Source organism: Paremcibacter congregatus (genome assembly GCF_006385135.1).
GTDB lineage: Bacteria > Pseudomonadota > Alphaproteobacteria > Sphingomonadales > Emcibacteraceae > Paremcibacter > Paremcibacter congregatus.
In genome coordinates this window covers 644,320-662,188 of sequence record NZ_CP041025.1, presented here as the reverse complement: position 1 = coordinate 662,188, position 17,869 = coordinate 644,320, and the positions used below count along the sequence as shown (strand labels likewise).

General features: G+C 48.3%; 9 protein-coding genes. 2 read left to right on the top strand and 7 right to left on the bottom strand.

The features are described 5' to 3' along the window. Positions 1-15: 15 nt before the first annotated feature. The 7 genes from FIV45_RS03030 to FIV45_RS03000 form a co-directional block, all read right to left on the bottom strand. Positions 16-1,563, bottom strand: a complete 1,548-nt coding sequence (locus FIV45_RS03030; protein WP_099470898.1) for an N-acyl-D-amino-acid deacylase family protein — start codon at positions 1,561-1,563, stop codon at positions 16-18. Positions 1,564-1,769: 206 nt separating this feature from the next. Next, on the bottom strand, positions 1,770-2,822 hold the full coding sequence (locus FIV45_RS03025) for an ornithine cyclodeaminase (RefSeq protein WP_099471061.1): 1,053 nt from the start codon (positions 2,820-2,822) through the stop codon (positions 1,770-1,772). An 84-nt stretch (positions 2,823-2,906) separates the two neighbouring features. Beyond that, the gene (locus FIV45_RS03020; protein WP_165776859.1) at positions 2,907-3,443 is read right to left on the bottom strand and encodes a TonB-dependent receptor plug domain-containing protein; all 537 of its coding nucleotides are present in this window, start codon (positions 3,441-3,443) and stop codon (positions 2,907-2,909) included. An 883-nt stretch (positions 3,444-4,326) separates the two neighbouring features. Further along, the gene (gene bglX, locus FIV45_RS03015) at positions 4,327-6,555 is read right to left on the bottom strand and encodes a beta-glucosidase BglX (RefSeq protein WP_204601957.1); all 2,229 of its coding nucleotides are present in this window, start codon (positions 6,553-6,555) and stop codon (positions 4,327-4,329) included. 142 nt (positions 6,556-6,697) lie between these two features. Continuing rightward, complete coding sequence (locus FIV45_RS03010) at positions 6,698-8,260, bottom strand: glucoamylase family protein (RefSeq protein WP_204601956.1); 1,563 nt, start codon at positions 8,258-8,260, stop codon at positions 6,698-6,700. 162 nt (positions 8,261-8,422) lie between these two features. Beyond that, a complete protein-coding gene (locus FIV45_RS03005) occupies positions 8,423-11,395 on the bottom strand; it encodes a TonB-dependent receptor (RefSeq protein ID WP_165776858.1) in 2,973 nt (990 codons plus the stop codon). Positions 11,396-11,656: 261 nt separating this feature from the next. Further along, positions 11,657-12,712: a LacI family DNA-binding transcriptional regulator gene (locus tag FIV45_RS03000; protein WP_099470894.1), complete on the bottom strand. Its 1,056-nt coding sequence runs from the start codon at positions 12,710-12,712 to the stop codon at positions 11,657-11,659. Positions 12,713-13,092: 380 nt separating this feature from the next. Here FIV45_RS03000 and FIV45_RS02995 point away from each other — a divergent pair, with 380 nt between their 5' ends. Together FIV45_RS02995 and FIV45_RS02990 are read left to right on the top strand one after the other, a co-directional pair. Next, a complete protein-coding gene (locus FIV45_RS02995) occupies positions 13,093-16,437 on the top strand; it encodes a GH36-type glycosyl hydrolase domain-containing protein (RefSeq protein ID WP_099470893.1) in 3,345 nt (1,114 codons plus the stop codon). Continuing rightward, positions 16,437-17,786 carry a GH1 family beta-glucosidase gene (locus FIV45_RS02990; protein WP_099470892.1) on the top strand — a complete coding sequence of 450 codons (1,350 nt, stop codon included), beginning with the start codon at positions 16,437-16,439 and terminating at the stop codon, positions 17,784-17,786. The genes FIV45_RS02995 and FIV45_RS02990 overlap by 1 nt, the downstream gene beginning before the upstream one ends. Positions 17,787-17,869 lie beyond the last annotated feature (83 nt).

Genomic DNA, 17,869 nt, shown 5'->3' with positions numbered 1-17,869 from the left:
CGTGAATCTGGCGTATCAGTCGTGTGATTCATTCTTCTGGACGCGCCGCAGGATTTTGCCCGGCCGGTTGGCCGTAGCCTTGCCCTCCTGCCAGACCAGCGTCCCATTCACCCACACGGCTTTCACGCCTGTCGCATATTGAACCGGATCGGTAAAAGTGCCATGGTCCATTATAGTTGCCGGATCAAAAAGCACCAAATCCGCAGCATAGCCGGGTTCAAGCACACCCCGGCCCGCCAATCCCAGACTTTCAGCCGAGAGGCTCGTCATTTTACGAATGGCCTCTGGCAGGGATAGAACACCTTTCTCCCTGACATATTTCGCCAAGACTCTTGGAAACGCACCTTGTCCTCGCGGGTGACGATCATCCGTCCGGCCATCCGAAGAAATACTGGTGAAGGGCCATTGCATGAAATTATTAATATCCGCCGCACCAATATTGCGCCCGATGATCTTCTCCCGCAGGTTACCTGAAGACGTCTCCTGAACCATTTTCATTAACATATCAACCGGAGACACGCCCTCAATGTCGGCGATTTCTGCCAATGTTTTGCCCACATATGACGGGTTTGGCTCATACAAAGTTAAAATGATCGTGGACGGCAGGGCAATGGAGTCCAAAGCATATTCATAAGCCCCGCGATCTTCCAAATCCCGTTCCGGCAATAAAATCTGCATGGTCGATTGCCACCCATCGTAAGGATAGATGTCTGCGGTAATATCCAGACCTTCTGCTCTTGCCGCATTCAACATGGCAACCACTTTTGAAGACTGGCCCCACAAGTTCGCCATGGCCAACTTTATATGACTAAGGTTTGCGGGAATTTTTGCGTCTCGCGCGACCGTGATAAACTCATCAAGCGCCTGGTAAAAATTAATGTCCTCGCTGCGGATGTGACTGGTATAGCGTCCCCCAACCTTTGCCGCCGCCTTGGCAAGCTCAACCAGTTCGGATGTATCTGAATAAAGCGCCGGTTCATACTCGACCCCCGTGGCCAGACCCAAAGCTCCTGCATCAAGATCAGCTTGCAACAAAACAGTCATGGCGTCGATTTCCTGTGCCGTGGCTGTCCGCCGGAAGTCGTCGCCCATGACCGCTGTTCGGTAATTATTATGGGGGCCAAAAGCCGCCAGATTGATCGCGGCTGGGCTTTTCTCGAATTCAGCAAACATTTCAGGGATCGATACATCAGTTGACCCATCCACTCCCGAGGTAATTGTGGTGATACCTTGAGCCAGAACGCTTGCAGGGGCAGGTTTTTCTCCAAGACTGCTGTTATGATGACTATGCGGGTCGATAAATCCCGGAGCTAACGCCAGCCCCTCAGCATCCCAGGCCTTTTCGCCGTCCAAAAGCGTCAGGTCGCCGATCGCGACGATAACGCCCTTTTGCACCCGTAAATCACCCGCCATAGGCGCGGTCCCTTTACCATCAAACAGCAAGGCATTCCGGATCAGTAAACTCTGATCCGCTGTATTGGCATCCTGCCTGTCTTCTCCGGCGCACGCACTAAGTAAAAGAGTGGCCAGCACGACGTATAAACCTGATAATTTAGTAAGCATTTTTGATGATCCATTTTTTAATACAAGGAACCTATGAGCAAGAGGGTAAATTTTAACACAATAAGAGAGAGATAAACTCTAAATACCCCTCTAAAATCAGAGAAAAAGCAAGCCAGAAACGGAGTAGAACCGAAGAAGCAAAAAGACCAAACACCGAAGCCGATACGGCCCCCTGTGTCGATATTTTTGATCCAGTAACACGCCAGCTAGGCGAATGTCTGAACCGATCGCATAACCATGCCAAAAAGGTCACGGGGATCATCCGGGTCCGCCAGCATGTCAAGATTCTCAAAATGTCCGGTGCGGTCCAACTGATCCCGGAGATAACGTAAAGCGGAGAAATCCTCGATGGCGAAACCCACACTGTCGAATATCGTCAGCTGTTGACTACCCCGCCGACCAGGGATATCTCCCTTGATGACCTGCCACAACTCGACCACCGGATGATCATGCGCCAATTGTTGAATTTCACCTTCAATACGGGTTTGCGGTGTATATTCGACAAAGATATCTGACCGCATCAGAATATCTTTATGCAATTCAGTTTTGCCAGGGCAATCGCCGCCGATCGCGTTGATATGCACCCCTGCCCCGACCATATTATCCGTCAGGATCGTCGCAAGCTGTTTATCTGCGGTCACCGTTGTAATGATCTCGGCCCCCTCGACAGCTTTCTCCTTGGAATCACAGATAACGATATCAAAGCCCCGTCCCGCCAAATTAGCCGCACATTTCCGGGCGGCATTATCATCAATATCATATAGGCGCAGTGACGTAATACCCAGGATTTTTTTAAAAGCCAATGCCTGAAATTCAGACTGGCTGCCGTTGCCAATCATGGCCATCGTTTTGGACCCCGTTGGTGCCAGATATTTTGCCGCCAACACAGATGTGGCGGCCGTGCGCAATGCCGTCAAAATAGTCATTTCCGATAACATCAGAGGGTACCCTGTTGTCACATCAGAAAGCATGCCGAAGGCCGTAACCGTTTGCAAACCAACAGTCGTATTCTGCGGATGACCGTTGACATATTTAAATCCATAAACGTCACCATCACTTGTGGGCATCAATTCGATCACCCCTGAGACGGAATGAGAGGCCACGCGGGGAGTTTTATCAAAAAGTTCCCAGCGCTTGAAATCTTCTTCCAGATAGTCACAAAGATGCGCCAGCACTTCTTCCACACCTATTTCCGTGACAATTTTCATCATATGGTCAACGCTGACAAAGGGCACTAAATTTACCGCTTGGGGAGTCATGTCATTCATTTAAATGGTGCCTTTTCTATGGGAAAGCAGTGTTATCGATCACGAACAATATTGTTTATATTACTTGAACTTAAGCTAGAATAGAGAAAGGCCATATTCTCCCCGGAACTCCAGGCCTTCAAAATTGTCTTTAATCTTAAAGTTGACAACACCTGAAATGGCGTCAGATCCATACACTGCGGAAGCACCACCAGTAACGATCTCAACATTTTGGATCAGTGCCGCCGGAATGTTATTAAGATCAACCGTTCCCTGCTGGGTACTTTGCAGATAACGTCTGCCATTGACCAGAACAAGCGTTCTATTGGAGCCCAAACCCCGAAGGTCGACGGTAGCCGTACCATCTGCGGGGTTATTGGCCGTGCCGTTAAACCCTGCGGTCACTTGAGGCAACCTGTTCAGCATATCTTCGACGTTGTCAGATCCGATCGCCCTGAAGTCATCGCCAGACAGCACAACTACCGGACTAGTAGACTCCTGTTCCGTCCGTTTAATCCGAGATCCTGTGACCATAACTTCTTCAATGACCATAGCGCCATCATCTTCGGCGGCCGACACCATATTGGCGGGGCCTGCCGTAATCAGCATGGACGACGACAGCAGTGCCAGCACCCTCCGTTTATTTAGTGGTGAAAAACTCGTTCCCATTCCATAAATCCTTTTAGTTCATGGTTAATTATCTCGATGGAGTCGTATGACGACTCAACTATCTACACACAACGTGCCCTATACTTGAATGCTTCACGGAAAGATCTAAAATATGTATTTTTTCGAACCAGCCATCACTCTGTCACAGCTCATATTCCCTTAAGAAAGAATTATATTTTATATCCACCAGTCCCCCGAAATGCATGAACTGGCTCCTTAAATCATTCAAATTAGACTAGCTCACCACAGCCAGAAAATGTCGCTTAATAACGTGGGCAGGTTGGTGACTCTCACTATCAGGACGCATTTGATCAGGGTGTTTTTCTGCCCTTGGCGGGTTAATAGCAATAGTTATGTCATATGAGTATTGTCACATAATTCCATTCAATCATCGCGATTGACCCTAATTTTCATAGAGCCTTCCAGGTTATGAGGTTGCCGCCGACCTTGACGAATACTTTACCTAGTCGCCGTTCTGTATAGAGAACAGACCCCGGTAAATGGAACAGTGCATCAAACTACTATTCTGATTAAGGAGGATCATTGACATGAGGAGAACACACTAAAATTTTCCGGCCAGATAGAAGGCTACAAGCAAATAAAATATCCGTGAAAACCCTTACAAATCAAGAGGCTTACAAACAGGGTAACCCCATTATTTTGGCAACACAACAAGATCAAAAAGCCCGAACTGGCCAATGCAACGACCTTCAGGTTATAGTCCTGATAGGATATATATTAAACCATTGCAAATAAACGATATAAAATAATTATAATATTTTCCGTGCTAGAAACTGTGCTAGCTCTGAGTCGCCTCAAATACAAAATAAATTCAGACCATATCCAATTATGTCCCTGAATTGGTCAGTGTAAATCTTGCCTCTTTGACGTCCATTGAGTTTGTGCCGATATAGAGCTTGAAATCTCCGGCCTCAACCCCATATGACATGTCCTGTCGGTAAAAAGAGAGGTCTTTGGCACTTATTTTAAACGACACATTCTTATGTTCTCCGACGGCAAGATGGATCTTCTGGAACCCTTTTAATTCTTTTACTGGCCTTGTCACCGACCCGGTCACATCCTGTATATAAAGTTGAACAACTTCTTCGCCGTCATACCCTCCGCTGTTCGCCACATTGATGGTTGCGGTCAGAACATCCTTTGGCCCAAGAGAGGGGCGATCCAATATAACTTCCGAATAGGAGAACTGCGTATAACTCAGCCCGTAGCCAAAGGGATAAAGCGGGTCATTCAATGTGTTGAGGTAACGTGACCGGTATTTCTGCTCCGCGCCGTCAGAGGCATAAGGCCGCCCGGTATTTTTCATATTATAATAGAGTGGCACCTGCCCCACATGCCGCGGGAAAGTGACGGGGAGTTTTCCGGCCGGATTATAATCTCCGAACAAAATGTCCGCAATGGCATGCCCTCCCATCGTGCCCGCATACCATGTTTCCAGAATGGCGTTAACATTGTCATCCGCCCAATTCAGGGCCAACGGGCGACCATTCATCAGGACAAGAACCATTGGCTTTCCAATTTTATGGAGGGCTTCCATCAAGGCCTGCTGGGAACCCGGCATATCAAGAGACGTGCGACTGGCCGCCTCGCCGGTCATATCCCATTTTTCTCCCATCGCCATAATAATCACATCCGATTTTTCCGCGATGGCCATCGCCTCTGCAAAACCCGATTGGTCATGATCATTAAACGCGTAACTCGCCCCCTTTGCGTAATGAACGACAACATCACCTCCAACCTTGGCTCTGATACCTTCCAGCAAGCTTACCGGTTCATCCATGCGGTCTCCGGCCGCGGACCAGGACCCGATCATATCCTGCTTACTGTCGCCGAGCGGTCCAATCACCGCGATAGATATGCCTTGTTTCTTTAAGGGCAGAATCTGTCCTTCATTTTTCAGGAGAACCATTGATTTCCGCGCGACGTCACGGGCAGCTTCCAAAAACGCCGGTTTCTTTTTTGCCGCCTGTTGTCGCGCTTCATTTGAATAGCGATAAGGGTCTTCAAAAAGGCCTAAACGGTATTTCATTTCCAGGATTCGCCTGACGGCCCGGTCAATTTTCACAACAGACACCTTGCCTTCATCAACAAGACCTTTCAGGTGCGAGACAAAAACACTCCCCTGCATGTCCATATCGACGCCCGCATTAATGGCGAGCTCACCAGCGTGTTTTTCGTCGCGGGCAAACCCATGAGGGACCATCTCGTTAATGGAGGTATAATCCGTGACAACAAGACCCTGAAAATCCCACTGGCCCTTTAATATGTCATTCAAAAGCAACGCATTTCCTGTGGCGGGAATACCATTCAGATCATTAAAGGCAGTCATAACGCTCGCGACACCGGCATCCAGGGCCGCCTTAAACGGCGGAAGATAGGTACCCCAAAGCTCACGCTCTGACATATCTGTTGAATGATAATCCCGACCGGCCTGAGACTGGCCATAGGCCGCGAAATGCTTCGCCGTCGCCAGCATCGTATCCACGCGCGAAAGATCATTTCCCTGATACCCCCTCACGCGGGCGGTGGCGATTTTCATGCCCAAATAGACATCTTCCCCTGCCCCCTCAGAAATACGTCCCCAACGCGGATCACGGGTAATATCAACCATGGGGGCGAAGGTCCAGTGCAGGCCCTCGGCCGTGGCTTCAATGGCTGAAATACGGGCGCTTTTTTCGATGGCCGCCAAGTCCCAGGACGCCGCCTCACCTAAGGAAATCGGGAATATCGTTCTAAAACCATGAATAACGTCATACCCAAAAAGCAACGGAATACCCAGCCTGGTTTTCTCCACGGCCATCTTCTGTAACTCATGGGTATATTCCGCCGTATAGGCGTTAAAGATCGCGCCAACCTTGCCCTCTTTGATCAAGGCTTTAGAATTGTCCTGTAAACGAGGTCCCGTCACATCCCAGCCGCTTGACAGAAGATTGAGCTGCCCGATCTTTTCTTCCAGCGTCATGCGGGACATTAAGTCGGATATGAAGGCCTCCATTTCGGCTTTATTGTCATGCCATAAGTTGGAGGACGCCTTGGCCTGACGTGAGCTTTTCATTCCTGATGAAACTGCAAACGCCCCCGCCAGGAGGAGACATCCTCCCAGTAACACAATAGCAAAAAACTTGATTTTCATTTGTCGACCTTAAATCATCCCGTAAAGGGAAATAAATACGCACAAGAAGCGCTTTAATCGCCTCTTACTGATTTTTTTGATTGTTGATGGTGAACCCGAGTTTATCCAAACCCTTGCGCACATCCGGGTCTTTCATAAAAGAGTCCCACAACAAGCCGGAGCGATAGTTTTCCAGCATGATAATAATCGGCCCCTGATCAATGGCTAGGTAGGTTTTTTTGACCTGCTTGCGGGGATCATCGCTGACACTGAGATTGATGGCGTCATAAAATCCCATGGGGCCAAAAAGTTCTTTACCGTGCCGATAGTAGAGATTTTTGAGCAGCGCCAGAGATTGTGTCGGCGCATAGGGCATTGATGACAGCGCCCCGGTCGGGTTTATCGTGCCAAAATCCCGCTCTCCCGGTGCATGGGCCGTGTAACCGTCCGGGACCATGTCCCCTGCGGTAAGCCCCCAGAAATCCGGCCCATAGCCTTTCCAGTTTTTTGGATTATCCATGGAATAAGCGTGACTGATCAACGTTTGATGCTGGTTTTGCGTCCAATAATTCGCGTATCTGTCCGAGAGGCCGCGCGGATCAAGCCCCAGGAAGGAATAATGCGCGAAGAACAATGGGCCGCCCATTTCTTGCTGATTGCCGAGGGGCAGCTTCAGGCCATAGAATGTTTTTCCGTTCTTAAAATACCCATTATTTTGCCCTGCCCAGCCCTTATGGTAAGCAGCCTTTGAAATCGCATGGGTCGGGGAAGAGGCCGCGAGCACATATGCGATTAAGGCTTCATTATACCCGGTTATTTTATGGTTCATTTTCCAACCATGGGTCTTGGACCAATGCCAGTAGAGGATGTCTTGTCCCTGCGTATACCACTGCCAGTCCATCTTTTCCCACAGACCTGTTATGTCTGTGCGCAACCGTGTTTCATCAGTTGAAGACTGATTGAAATACTGCCGCGCCGCCAACAATCCTTGCGCCATAAAAGCGGACTCGACGATATCTCCGCCGTTGTCATATTTACTGAAATGAAAGACCTCCTCGGTTCCGGCCCTGTACCAATGCGCCCACATGCCGTGAAAAGTTTCCAGCCTTTTCAGTGAAGTTGTAATTTTTAACAAACGCATTACAGCCGCCTCCCGACTGATCCATCCCCGTTCTGCGGCAGTAATAATTGACAGGATAGCAAAACCGGTGCCCCCGGTCGTAATAACGGCTTCCCCCGTATTTGGCTGGCGCTCAAATGCCCAGCCTGATTTTTCATCCGCCCCCTGCCAGAAATACCGGAAGGTATATTTTTGCACCATCTCCACCAATTCATCGTCCGTGAAGGTGCGGGTTTTGAGCGAGACTTCACCGAGAAGATTTTCCTGGCTTTTGGTTTGGCTGTAAAGACGGTAAGAGAGCTTCAGGTCATTGCCAAACTCACCGACAAAATCCAGGAGGCCGGTTTTGTTTGTCCGGCACCGGGTGACCCAATCCCCTTCATTGACCGATACTTTAATGACATAGCTGGCCTGAGGGTCACTTTTCTCCGCCCAAAACAACTCAACATGTTGATCGTAGGCCTGTCCGGAAAAGTCAGGCGCCTCGGTGGCATGTGCGACGCCGATCATGCTGATATAAACGATCAAAAAATAATTTCGAAAATTGAATATATTTAACAAATTATGCCTCAATGATAAACTTTGCGCGGTAAACAGAAGGGCAGAAAGACCAATTCCGTTCTATTTGATGGAAGCCCCTTCGGATAATCGAAGGGGCTTCCAATATCTTCCATATCTGGTGCGGGTTCCTTAGAACTTGTAAGACGCACCGACCTGTATGCGGCGTGTGGAACCGCCATGAATGCTTTGGGCTTCGCCGAAGTTATCCACCCAAGGCGCATCCCAATTGCTATAGGAATCGTAGTTCTTGGAATTAAAGACATTGAATGCTTCCGCAACCAGAGTCAATGTATGAGATCCAAGCGCGATATCCTTGGTCAACCGCAGATCAATTGGCATATAGCTGTCTTTTTTTCCTTCTCCCGGTCTAATGAAATCATAAGGGTTGGATGGCTCATGAATTTTGAAGACATTATACCTTTCCCCCGAACTGTAGCTGAAGAATCCGGAGACTTTCATATCAAAGGGGAGACCATAAATAACAGACGCCACAATCCTGTGCCGTGCGTTTGAAGGTATAATCCCCCAGGGCGTTTCCGACGCAGAAGGGTAGTCAATATTGAATGTTTCCAGCCCTTTGTTCTCCGCCTTGCTCAGGGTATAGGCGAAAGACATCCCCCAACCAGATTCTTCGCTATAGGGTTTATCAATCGTCAGGAATGCCGCCATATAGCGCGACTTACGGTCATTGTCCGCGACAAGAATATTACCGGCCTGTGAACCCGGATCAACGCCCTCCAGCAGGAACTGCCACCAATCCAATGTCGGCCGGTGTTGCAGCATATTGATAAAGTGGTAGGATACATCGTTGTCGCTTTTGATATAGCTGAGCGTAAGAGAGGTGTTGAATTCGCCAACCTTCTGACGCACACCAATACTGAACTGATCGCTGCTGACAGGCTTCAGGTCGTTTGGCATAAGAAGCAGTTCCGGGCGCGCCGTGCCTGTGTCCACAAGAGCCGCCAATTGCGCCGGGTCGTTATATTTATCGTCCCACAGCACCGTTCCCGGTGCGCCGTCATCCGAAAATCTCACATTATACCTTGGATTTAAGAAGCGGATTGTTTCATCGGCAGTAAAATTAAACAAAGCCCGGTCCGTGTAGCGGCCCGCACCGGCAAAAAGGATCGTCTGCTGGTCGCCGTTCACATCATAAGAAAAACCAATTCTCGGCTGTATCGCCCCGGCATAGACTTTGCGCTGGGAACCGTCCGTGATATAACGATCCGCATCAAAGAAGGCGAGGTCATTTGCTGTGATTCCGTTATCCAGTGCTGCCCCAAGAGAACCCATCCATGAGTTCGCGTCATGCTTATTCTGCAGGAATGTCTCCAGGGCAGCCTGATCATGGGTTAAAGCTTCAATCGCCCGCAGGGTTGTGGCAAGGTGATCCGGTGTCACGAAATCCTTGTTTACCGGATTGGTTTCATAGTCATAGCGCACGCCAAGATTAATGGTAAGCTTATCATTCACTTCCCAATCGTCCTGTATGAAGATTGCCATTTGCTGGTTCGTGGAATCAAGCTGTGCTTTCAAAGGCGCAAATACGACTTCATCCGGTCTTGTGCGGAAATTTCCTGACCCATCTTTGCGGAAAATAAACTCAGGAGTCCTGCGATCAAGTTTGCTTTGAACGTATTTGTAGTTGGCAAATTTTACGCCAACCTTAATCAAATGCTCCCCTTTCCATTCCAAAACCGGGAAAGTGTAATTGTCCCGCACGGTGAAGGATTCCTGACTAGCCTCTTCTTCATAAGAATTGCCACCAAGAATAATCACATTTTCATAAACTTCTTTATTGGTCGCATTTTGCGGATGTTGCGCCCAATTTGAGTCGAGATAATTTGCGGTGAACTCGTTGTAAGAACCATCATCGAAATCATAGGTATGCTTAAAGACAATGGCGATAGAGTCATTAACAACATCGCGGGCTTGTTCATACGAACTGATGCCGCCAACTTGTTCGGTGTCCGCTTCATTTCTTAAATTGACACTCAACTCCATACGCTGATTATAACTCGGTTGATAATCAAGCTTTCCGAAGAAGAGATCTTCCTTAAACGGCGTCGAGAAAACACCGGCCTTATCCCCCCAACGCGCGATATCATCCGCATTGGCGCTTCCCCCCAACACAACTTCCGATGTCCGTGTTTGGCGATTTCCTTCATAGGCCAGGAAAAAATGTAGTTTGTCCTTTATGATCGGGCCACCGAGTGCGGCGCCAAACTGCTTGCGACTATAATCGGCTTTTTCATCCTCACGCTCTTTGGCGAATTCATCAAGTTCGACCATATTTTTGTCCTGATACAGAACAAACGCTTCGCCTGAAAATTCATTGCCACCGGAACGGGTCACCGCGGTGATGACCGCGCTGCCGGCCTGCTCATACTCCGCTTTGAAATTTTGCGTGATAACACGAAAACCTTCGATCGCCAGTTGAGAAAAGGGGCTGCCGCGGCTCGAATCCTGCCCGACGCCACCGCCTTCATTGATGTTATTTTTCATATTGACGCCATCAATATAATAGTTCGTTTGACTGGCCCCCAATGCCCCAGAGGAAAATTGTTGTTTTCTAGGGTTATTTGACAGGGAAACACCCGGCGCCATTTTGGCAAAATTCAGAAAATTTCGGCTATCTTGCGGTAGATTTCGTATCTGTTCCCGACTGACATTCATGCCAATCTCAGATGTTTTTATGGCAGATCCCGCAATGCCATCAGCCGTTACAACGACTTCCTCCAGCTCATCAGATGCCATCAAACTAACATCCAAGTCTATTTCCTGAGCCACCTGAACATTAATGCGCCGCGTGCGCCGCACTTCCCCATTCAGTGAAAAAGTGATGTCATAGGTTCCGGGCACCAAACCTGTCAGAACGTAAGTCCCACTGGCATTCACTGTTCCCCGCGAAGAGAACCCTGACTTTGTATTGACAGCCAACACTTCTGCGCCTGGTATTGATCCCGTATCCTCAACAGATATCGAACCCCGAATGGTTGCTGTGGTCACTTGTGCATAAACTGAAGTGCTCATCATCAATCCAACGGCAAGACCGACACCCAAAACACGCACTTTACGCGAATATTCATTCTGCTTTTTCATTATTCTACCAATACTCAAAGACATCATTTTCCTCCACTATATATTAGCCGATAAAGGCAAGGGCTATTTCCCAACGCGAACGCCCATCAGATTTTATATTATTATTCTATATGTAAGCGCTTACATATAGGTGTAAATGAAAGCGCTTACATAAGCAAGTCTTTTTTAGCTCGTTGTCATCAATCCCATATGATGTCTGTGATAATTGAGTTGGCACGCCGACCCAGATGGTGGAATCTCATACATTTGATCTGAAAATACCTAGCCTGTAATTATGCGTCGACTAGAGTCACGAATAATAAGTGACGAAAGAAAAACAAATTCTCTCCCATGATCACCACCCTGTTTCTGATGTAGTTTCTCAAGTAACATCTCTATCGACTTGCTGCCGAGTTCTGCGATAGGCACCTTGACCGTTGTCAATGATGGCTTCATATATCGTGCGAGAGGAATATCATCAAACCCCGCTAGAGCAATATCATTGGGAATTAAAATACCATGCTCCTGAAACGCACAAAGACATCCTATTGCCATCGCATCATTTGAGGCAAAAACGGCGTCAGGCTTTTTCTTGCGGGAAAGAATTTCCATGCCGGCCTGATATCCGGACTCCTCAGAAAAGTCCCCTTCGATTATATCCGGTTGCCCCTCAAGGCCACTGATGGTGATGGCTTCACAATACCCCAATCGCCTTTGTTCCGCATCCAGGTTATGTGACGGGCCGCTGATCAAGGTAATTTTTTTATGGCCCTCTTCTAGCAAGTGCCTTGTCATCCGAATAGCGCCGTCATAATTATCAATCGTCACCGTGGGGTATTCAGTTATTTCGCGGTTGCCATTCATAATAACAATCGGCAAATCATTGGGAAGATACTTTCGAAAGGTGTCAACTTTCAGCAAAGGCGACATCACAACGATCCCATCAACCTTGCCCCGCATAGCAGAAAGAGCCACCGCCATTTCCTCAGAATTATCATGAGAGCATGAGATCAACAGATGTTGCCCCAATTTACGGGCCGCCATATCAGCCCCACGCATTAGTTCTGAAAAGAATTCCCCGTGCATATCGGGTAGGACGATACCAATCGTATCCGTCCGTTTATTCATCAGGCTTCGCGCGCCCATATGAGGACTATAATTCAAGTCTTCAGCAGCCTGCCTCACCCTAAGCCTTGTTGCCTCGGAAACGTTGCTTCGATTATTAAATACGCGCGAGACAGTAGCAATCGAAACCTTTGCAGCGTTTGCGACATCATATACTGTTGTCACCTTGGGATATCCTTCCGACAAATTGCCAAATCCTGTTTTTTTCATCATTTACACCACCTGCCCGCCCCGTCAAGATGGCTTTATGAGATATAGCGCCCTCAATGGTGTATCAAAGAATACACTACACATTCAATTTGGAAATGAAATTATCATAATTGCTGTATTATGAATTTCATTCTGTTGCATAATTTTTCCCCAAACCGGTTCCCAAACTTATATCATCATAAAAAATTAAAAGCACTCGGTAATTGTAAGCGCTTTCATTTTATGGTAAGCGCTTACATAGTGACTAGATTTATTACCGTAACTCAAAATAAAACCAACCCACTTGCTATGGTGATATTCGGTCAATCAAATACGGGGAATATCGATGCCCCACAAAAAAATATAAACAGCAGGATTTCTGAAACGTGCCGAAAACAAAAACAATGAAACTCTTGAATTCTCAGGGACTTACCATAGAAATTCTGACAAACGGTCTCGTCAAGAGCATTGATGCGGACTCAATAAGAATAAGCCTTAAAGCCGCCAACCCTTTCGGAAAATTAGGCACAAACCTCTATCTTAGAAGACGCGGCGCTCCGATTCAGTATAAGCCTTTATTGGGGCCTGAAAGCAATAGCCTCTTTTATGTGAGAGACAACTTACTTTATGCTGTCGGAAGCTGGGATGGCATTGCGTACCTTTGCCACCTCCAGCTCTCAGAAGAAAGCCTGAGCTGGCAATGGAGTGTCGAGCTTCATAATACGACAGAAATACCCGTTGAAATAGACATGATTTACCTTCAGGACGTCGGCCTTGAGGTGGCTATAGGCGGGCGCACAAATGAATATTATATCAGCCAGTATATTGAACGACGCATACTAAACGACGAGACATATGGTTCTGTTATTTGTTGCCGACAAAATTTTAATGGCCCAAACGGTAATCCCTGGCTCATGATCGCCGCCAAGGGGTCCGCTGCCTCGGCAAGTGTTGACGGCATGCAATTCTATGGCAGCACCTTCAAAGAAACCGAGGTCCCACAGGGACTGCTGGCCGACAGCCTGACAGGGGAATATTCTGGAGAACTCTCGATCCTGGCGCTACAGGAAACGCCTTTCACCCTGCTCGCCAACCAAAGCCACATCAGTGAGTTCGTGGCCACCTATATGCCGGATCACCCTCACCCAACATCACCGGAGGATCTCAAACGTCTACCAGCCCTCATGCGTGAGTTTAACCGCGAGGATTTTACACCGATTTCACACTATCTCTGTGCCTCCGAAAGCAACCTGTTTTCGACTTCCCCCCTTTTCCGGATTGACGATCTGTCTTGCCAGGAGCTGGATCTGTTTTTCGGAGAAGAGAAACGCCATGCAGAACAGAAAGATGAACAACTTTTGTCCTTCTTCTCGCAAGAAAATAACCATGTGGTATTGCGGGCCAAGGAAGCCATTGTCGAGCGGCCACATGCCCATATCATGCAAACACATGCCGGATACGTCCCCGACGAAAATATTATGACGACAACCTCATATATGTATGGGGTCTTCAACTCACATATCACACAGGGCAACACCAACTTTAATCGCCTTCTGTCGGTCAATTCCAGTCAGTTTAATTTGGAAACACAGACCGGGCAACGCATATTCGTCGAAATTGAGGGCCAGATGTACCGGCTCGGCGTTCCTTCAGCTTATGAAATGGGGCTCAACAACTGTCGCTGGATCTATAAACGCAATGACCATTGCTTTCAAGTGCGCACCTGGACCTCGAAAACCTGCCCTCAAGTCAATATGGATTTCAAAGTCCTGAAGGGTAACAGGGTAAACCTCTTGGTTACCAATCATTTTGACGAAGAAATATCCTGGCAGTTTTCTTCCGGCGAGACTGAGGCAGAGATCATTGCAACGCCCAATCCGGATAGCCTGACCGCTACCAAATTCCCTGATGCGCAATTTAGGATGTTCCTCCATGGCAATTCGGAGAGCTGCCGCATAAGCGACGATGGCATCCTCTACCAGAATCAGGAAAGCAGAGGTGGATCATTCATGGTGATTTCCGTGAAAAAGACATCCGAATTCTGCATGAGTTTTGTCGGCGAAGTTCTGTCAAGAACCGACCCCGTGATGATCAGGGATGCCGATAAGCAATGGGATGAAGACTGCAAAAAAGCACAAGAATTTTGGCACAATCTTTGTTCTGGTTTATCCCTTCAAGGGAATCATCAGGATTTAAATGCCATCCGTGAGATTCTCCCCTGGTATGGCGCGAATGCTTTCACTCACCTTTTAACGCCTCATGGTCTTGAACAGTTTGACGGGGCCGCCTGGGGAACCCGAGACACATCGCAAGGCCCCTGTGAATTGCTTTTGGCCCTGCGAAAATTTGACGCCGTAAAGAAAATACTGCGCATTCTTTTTTCCAATCAAAATACAGATGGCGGATGGCCCCAATGGTGGATGTTTGACAGTTATACAACACACCGCGCGGGCTCCTCTCACGGAGACATCCCCCACTGGTGCCTCATTGCATTAAGCAGCTATATAGAAGCAAGCGGAGATGCCGCATTCCTTGACGAAATAATGCCTTACTACCCTGATGAGGGGAACGAAGTGGCCGAAAGATCACCGCTGAGTGAACATGTGGACAGGCTCATTAACACGATCGCCGCTTCTTTTATCCCCGGCACCGCGCTCGTCCCCTTTGGCGGTGGTGACTGGAATGATTCCATGCAACCCGTGAATCAGGATCTGGCCCAACGCCTCATCTCATCCTGGACGGTTGAACTCAACTACCAAGCCTTTATGGCCTGCCAGGAAATATATATAAATATCGGCAATAAGGACGGCGCTGAAAGGCTGTACGATATTTGCACTGCTATAAAAGCGGACTTCAATAAATATCTGGTGAAAGAGGGCACCGTCACGGGGCACGGCCTGATACAAGATGATGGCGGTATCGAATTGCTGCTCCACCCCGATGATGCAAAAACAAATATTCAATATCGATTATTACCCATGATGCGTGGTGTGATAAGTGGCATCTTCACGCCGGAGCAGGCTCAGCATCATCTGGTCCTGATTGAGACACACCTGAAGGGCCCTGACGGCGCCCGTCTTATGAACCGACCACCTCGCTACAATGGGGGCGTTCAAACCTTCTTCCAGCGCGCGGAAAGCAGCCCTTTCTTTGGCCGTGAAATCGGCATCATGTACACCCATGCCCATCTACGCTATGCCGAAACACTTGCAAAAACGGGCCATGCCGCGGCTTTCATGAAAGCACTTCGCCAAGCAAACCCCGTCGCCTATCGGGATGTCGTGCCCTGCGGAAATATACGGCAGTCCAACTGTTATTACAGCAGCTCTGACGCTACTTTTAAAAACAGATACGAGGCCGATGAGAAATATGAAGACCTTATCGCCGGCAAAGTTACCCTGAAAGGCGGATGGAGAATTTATTCCAGTGGCCCCGGGATCTTTATCGGTTTGATTATTTCGCATTTCCTCGGCTTGCGCGATTCATTTGGCAACACCATAATTGACCCCCTCATCTCTTCCGACCTGAACGACATGTGCGCCTCAATCACCTTTCTAGGTCGCCATATTACCTTCAAATACACGGTATCGGAAGAATGTTGCGGTCCAAAATCGATTACCATCAATAATGTTTCTGTCCCGTTCGAACGGGAAAATAACCAATATCGTTTGGGCGGCGCCGTCATTCCGACGGATAAATTTCTCGCCCTGCTCAATGAAGAAAAAAATAGTATAGAGGTTCACCTTTGATGTCATCACCACTTACATTTCCTGAGAAATTCCTGTGGGGCTCTGCTACGGCGGCCTATCAGATAGAAGGCTCCCCTTCTGCCGACGGTGCGGGCCCGAGCATTTGGCAGCGTTTTTCACACACCCCAAATAATATCCTCAATGGAGATACAGGAGATATCGCCTGCGACCACTATAATCGCACTGATGCAGATGTCGCTCTAATGAAACAGCTCAGTATGCAGGCATATCGCTTCAGCATCGCATGGGGGCGGATATTGCCGGAGGGTTTCGGCGCCGTCAACAAGCCAGGCCTGGATCATTATGATCGACTGGTCGACAGATTACTCGAATCCAACATTACCCCCATGGCGACATTATATCACTGGGACCTTCCTCAAAGTCTCGGGGACCGTGGCGGCTGGTTAAATCCCGACAACGCAAAATGGTTTGGGGATTATGCGGAACTGGTCTTTAACCGGTTGGATGATCGCGTCAAACTTTGGGCCACGCTGAATGAGCCCTGGGTAGTGATGGATAATGGCTATATGCACGGCCTCCATGCGCCCGGACATCGCAGCCATCACGAAGCGGCGATCGTCAGCCATAATCTTTTGCGCGCGAGCGCAGAAGCTGTCAGACGCTACCGAACTGTTGGGAAAAATAAAATCGGCTTGGTTGTGAACCTTGAACCGAAATATCCGGCCTCTCAAGACCCACAAGACGTCGCCGCCGCGCAAAGAGCCGACGCCTATATGAACAGACAATATCTTGACCCTGTTCTATTGGGAAAATATCCACCAGAAATGCAGGATATCTTCGGGGATGCCTGGCCTGCCTACACACCACAAGAACTGAATGACCTGAGAGAACCTCTTGATTTTATCGGCGTCAATTATTACTCTCGCGGCGTTACCCGCCATGCCGAGGGTGAGTGGCCCTTACATGCGAAAACCGTCCGCCAACCCCAGTCGACCTATACGGAAACGGGTTGGGAAGTCTGCCCGCAGGCCTTCACCGATGTCCTGAATTGGGTGAAAGACCGTTATAATAATCCTCCGGTTTATATTACAGAGAATGGGTCGGCATTTTATGACCCTCCGGTCGCAGAAAATGACCGGATTGAGGACCCCCTGCGGCAAGGTTATCTGAAGACCCATTTGCGGGCCATACATCAGGCGATCCAGGAAGGCTGTGATATTCGTGGCTATTTTGCCTGGTCATTAATGGATAATCTGGAATGGGCCTATGGTTTCTCGAAGCGTTTCGGACTGGTGCATGTCAACTATGAAAATCAGAAACGCACGCCAAAAGAAAGCGCGAAACTATATAAAAGAATTATAGAAAGCAATGGTCGTTGCCTATTTTAACAGGCGTTTGAAACAAACATTAAATTGATTAAAACCGGGACACAGGGAACATCATGGGCATATTTGGACAGCATACATCGCAC

Bases quoted from the DNA above. Each gene is read 5' to 3' on its own strand.
- FIV45_RS03005 (WP_165776858.1), bottom strand. From the start codon at position 11,395: ATGAAAAAGCAGAATGAATATTCGCGTAAAGTGCGTGTTTTGGGTGTC.
- FIV45_RS02995 (WP_099470893.1), top strand. From the start codon at position 13,093: ATGAAACTCTTGAATTCTCAGGGACTTACCATAGAAATTCTGACAAAC.
- FIV45_RS03025 (WP_099471061.1), bottom strand. From the start codon at position 2,822: ATGACTCCCCAAGCGGTAAATTTAGTGCCCTTTGTCAGCGTTGACCAT.
- FIV45_RS02990 (WP_099470892.1), top strand. From the start codon at position 16,437: ATGTCATCACCACTTACATTTCCTGAGAAATTCCTGTGGGGCTCTGCT.
- FIV45_RS03000 (WP_099470894.1), bottom strand. From the start codon at position 12,712: ATGATGAAAAAAACAGGATTTGGCAATTTGTCGGAAGGATATCCCAAG.
- FIV45_RS03030 (WP_099470898.1), bottom strand. From the start codon at position 1,563: ATGCTTACTAAATTATCAGGTTTATACGTCGTGCTGGCCACTCTTTTA.
- bglX (WP_204601957.1), bottom strand. From the start codon at position 6,555: ATGAAAAGCTCACGTCAGGCCAAGGCGTCCTCCAACTTATGGCATGAC.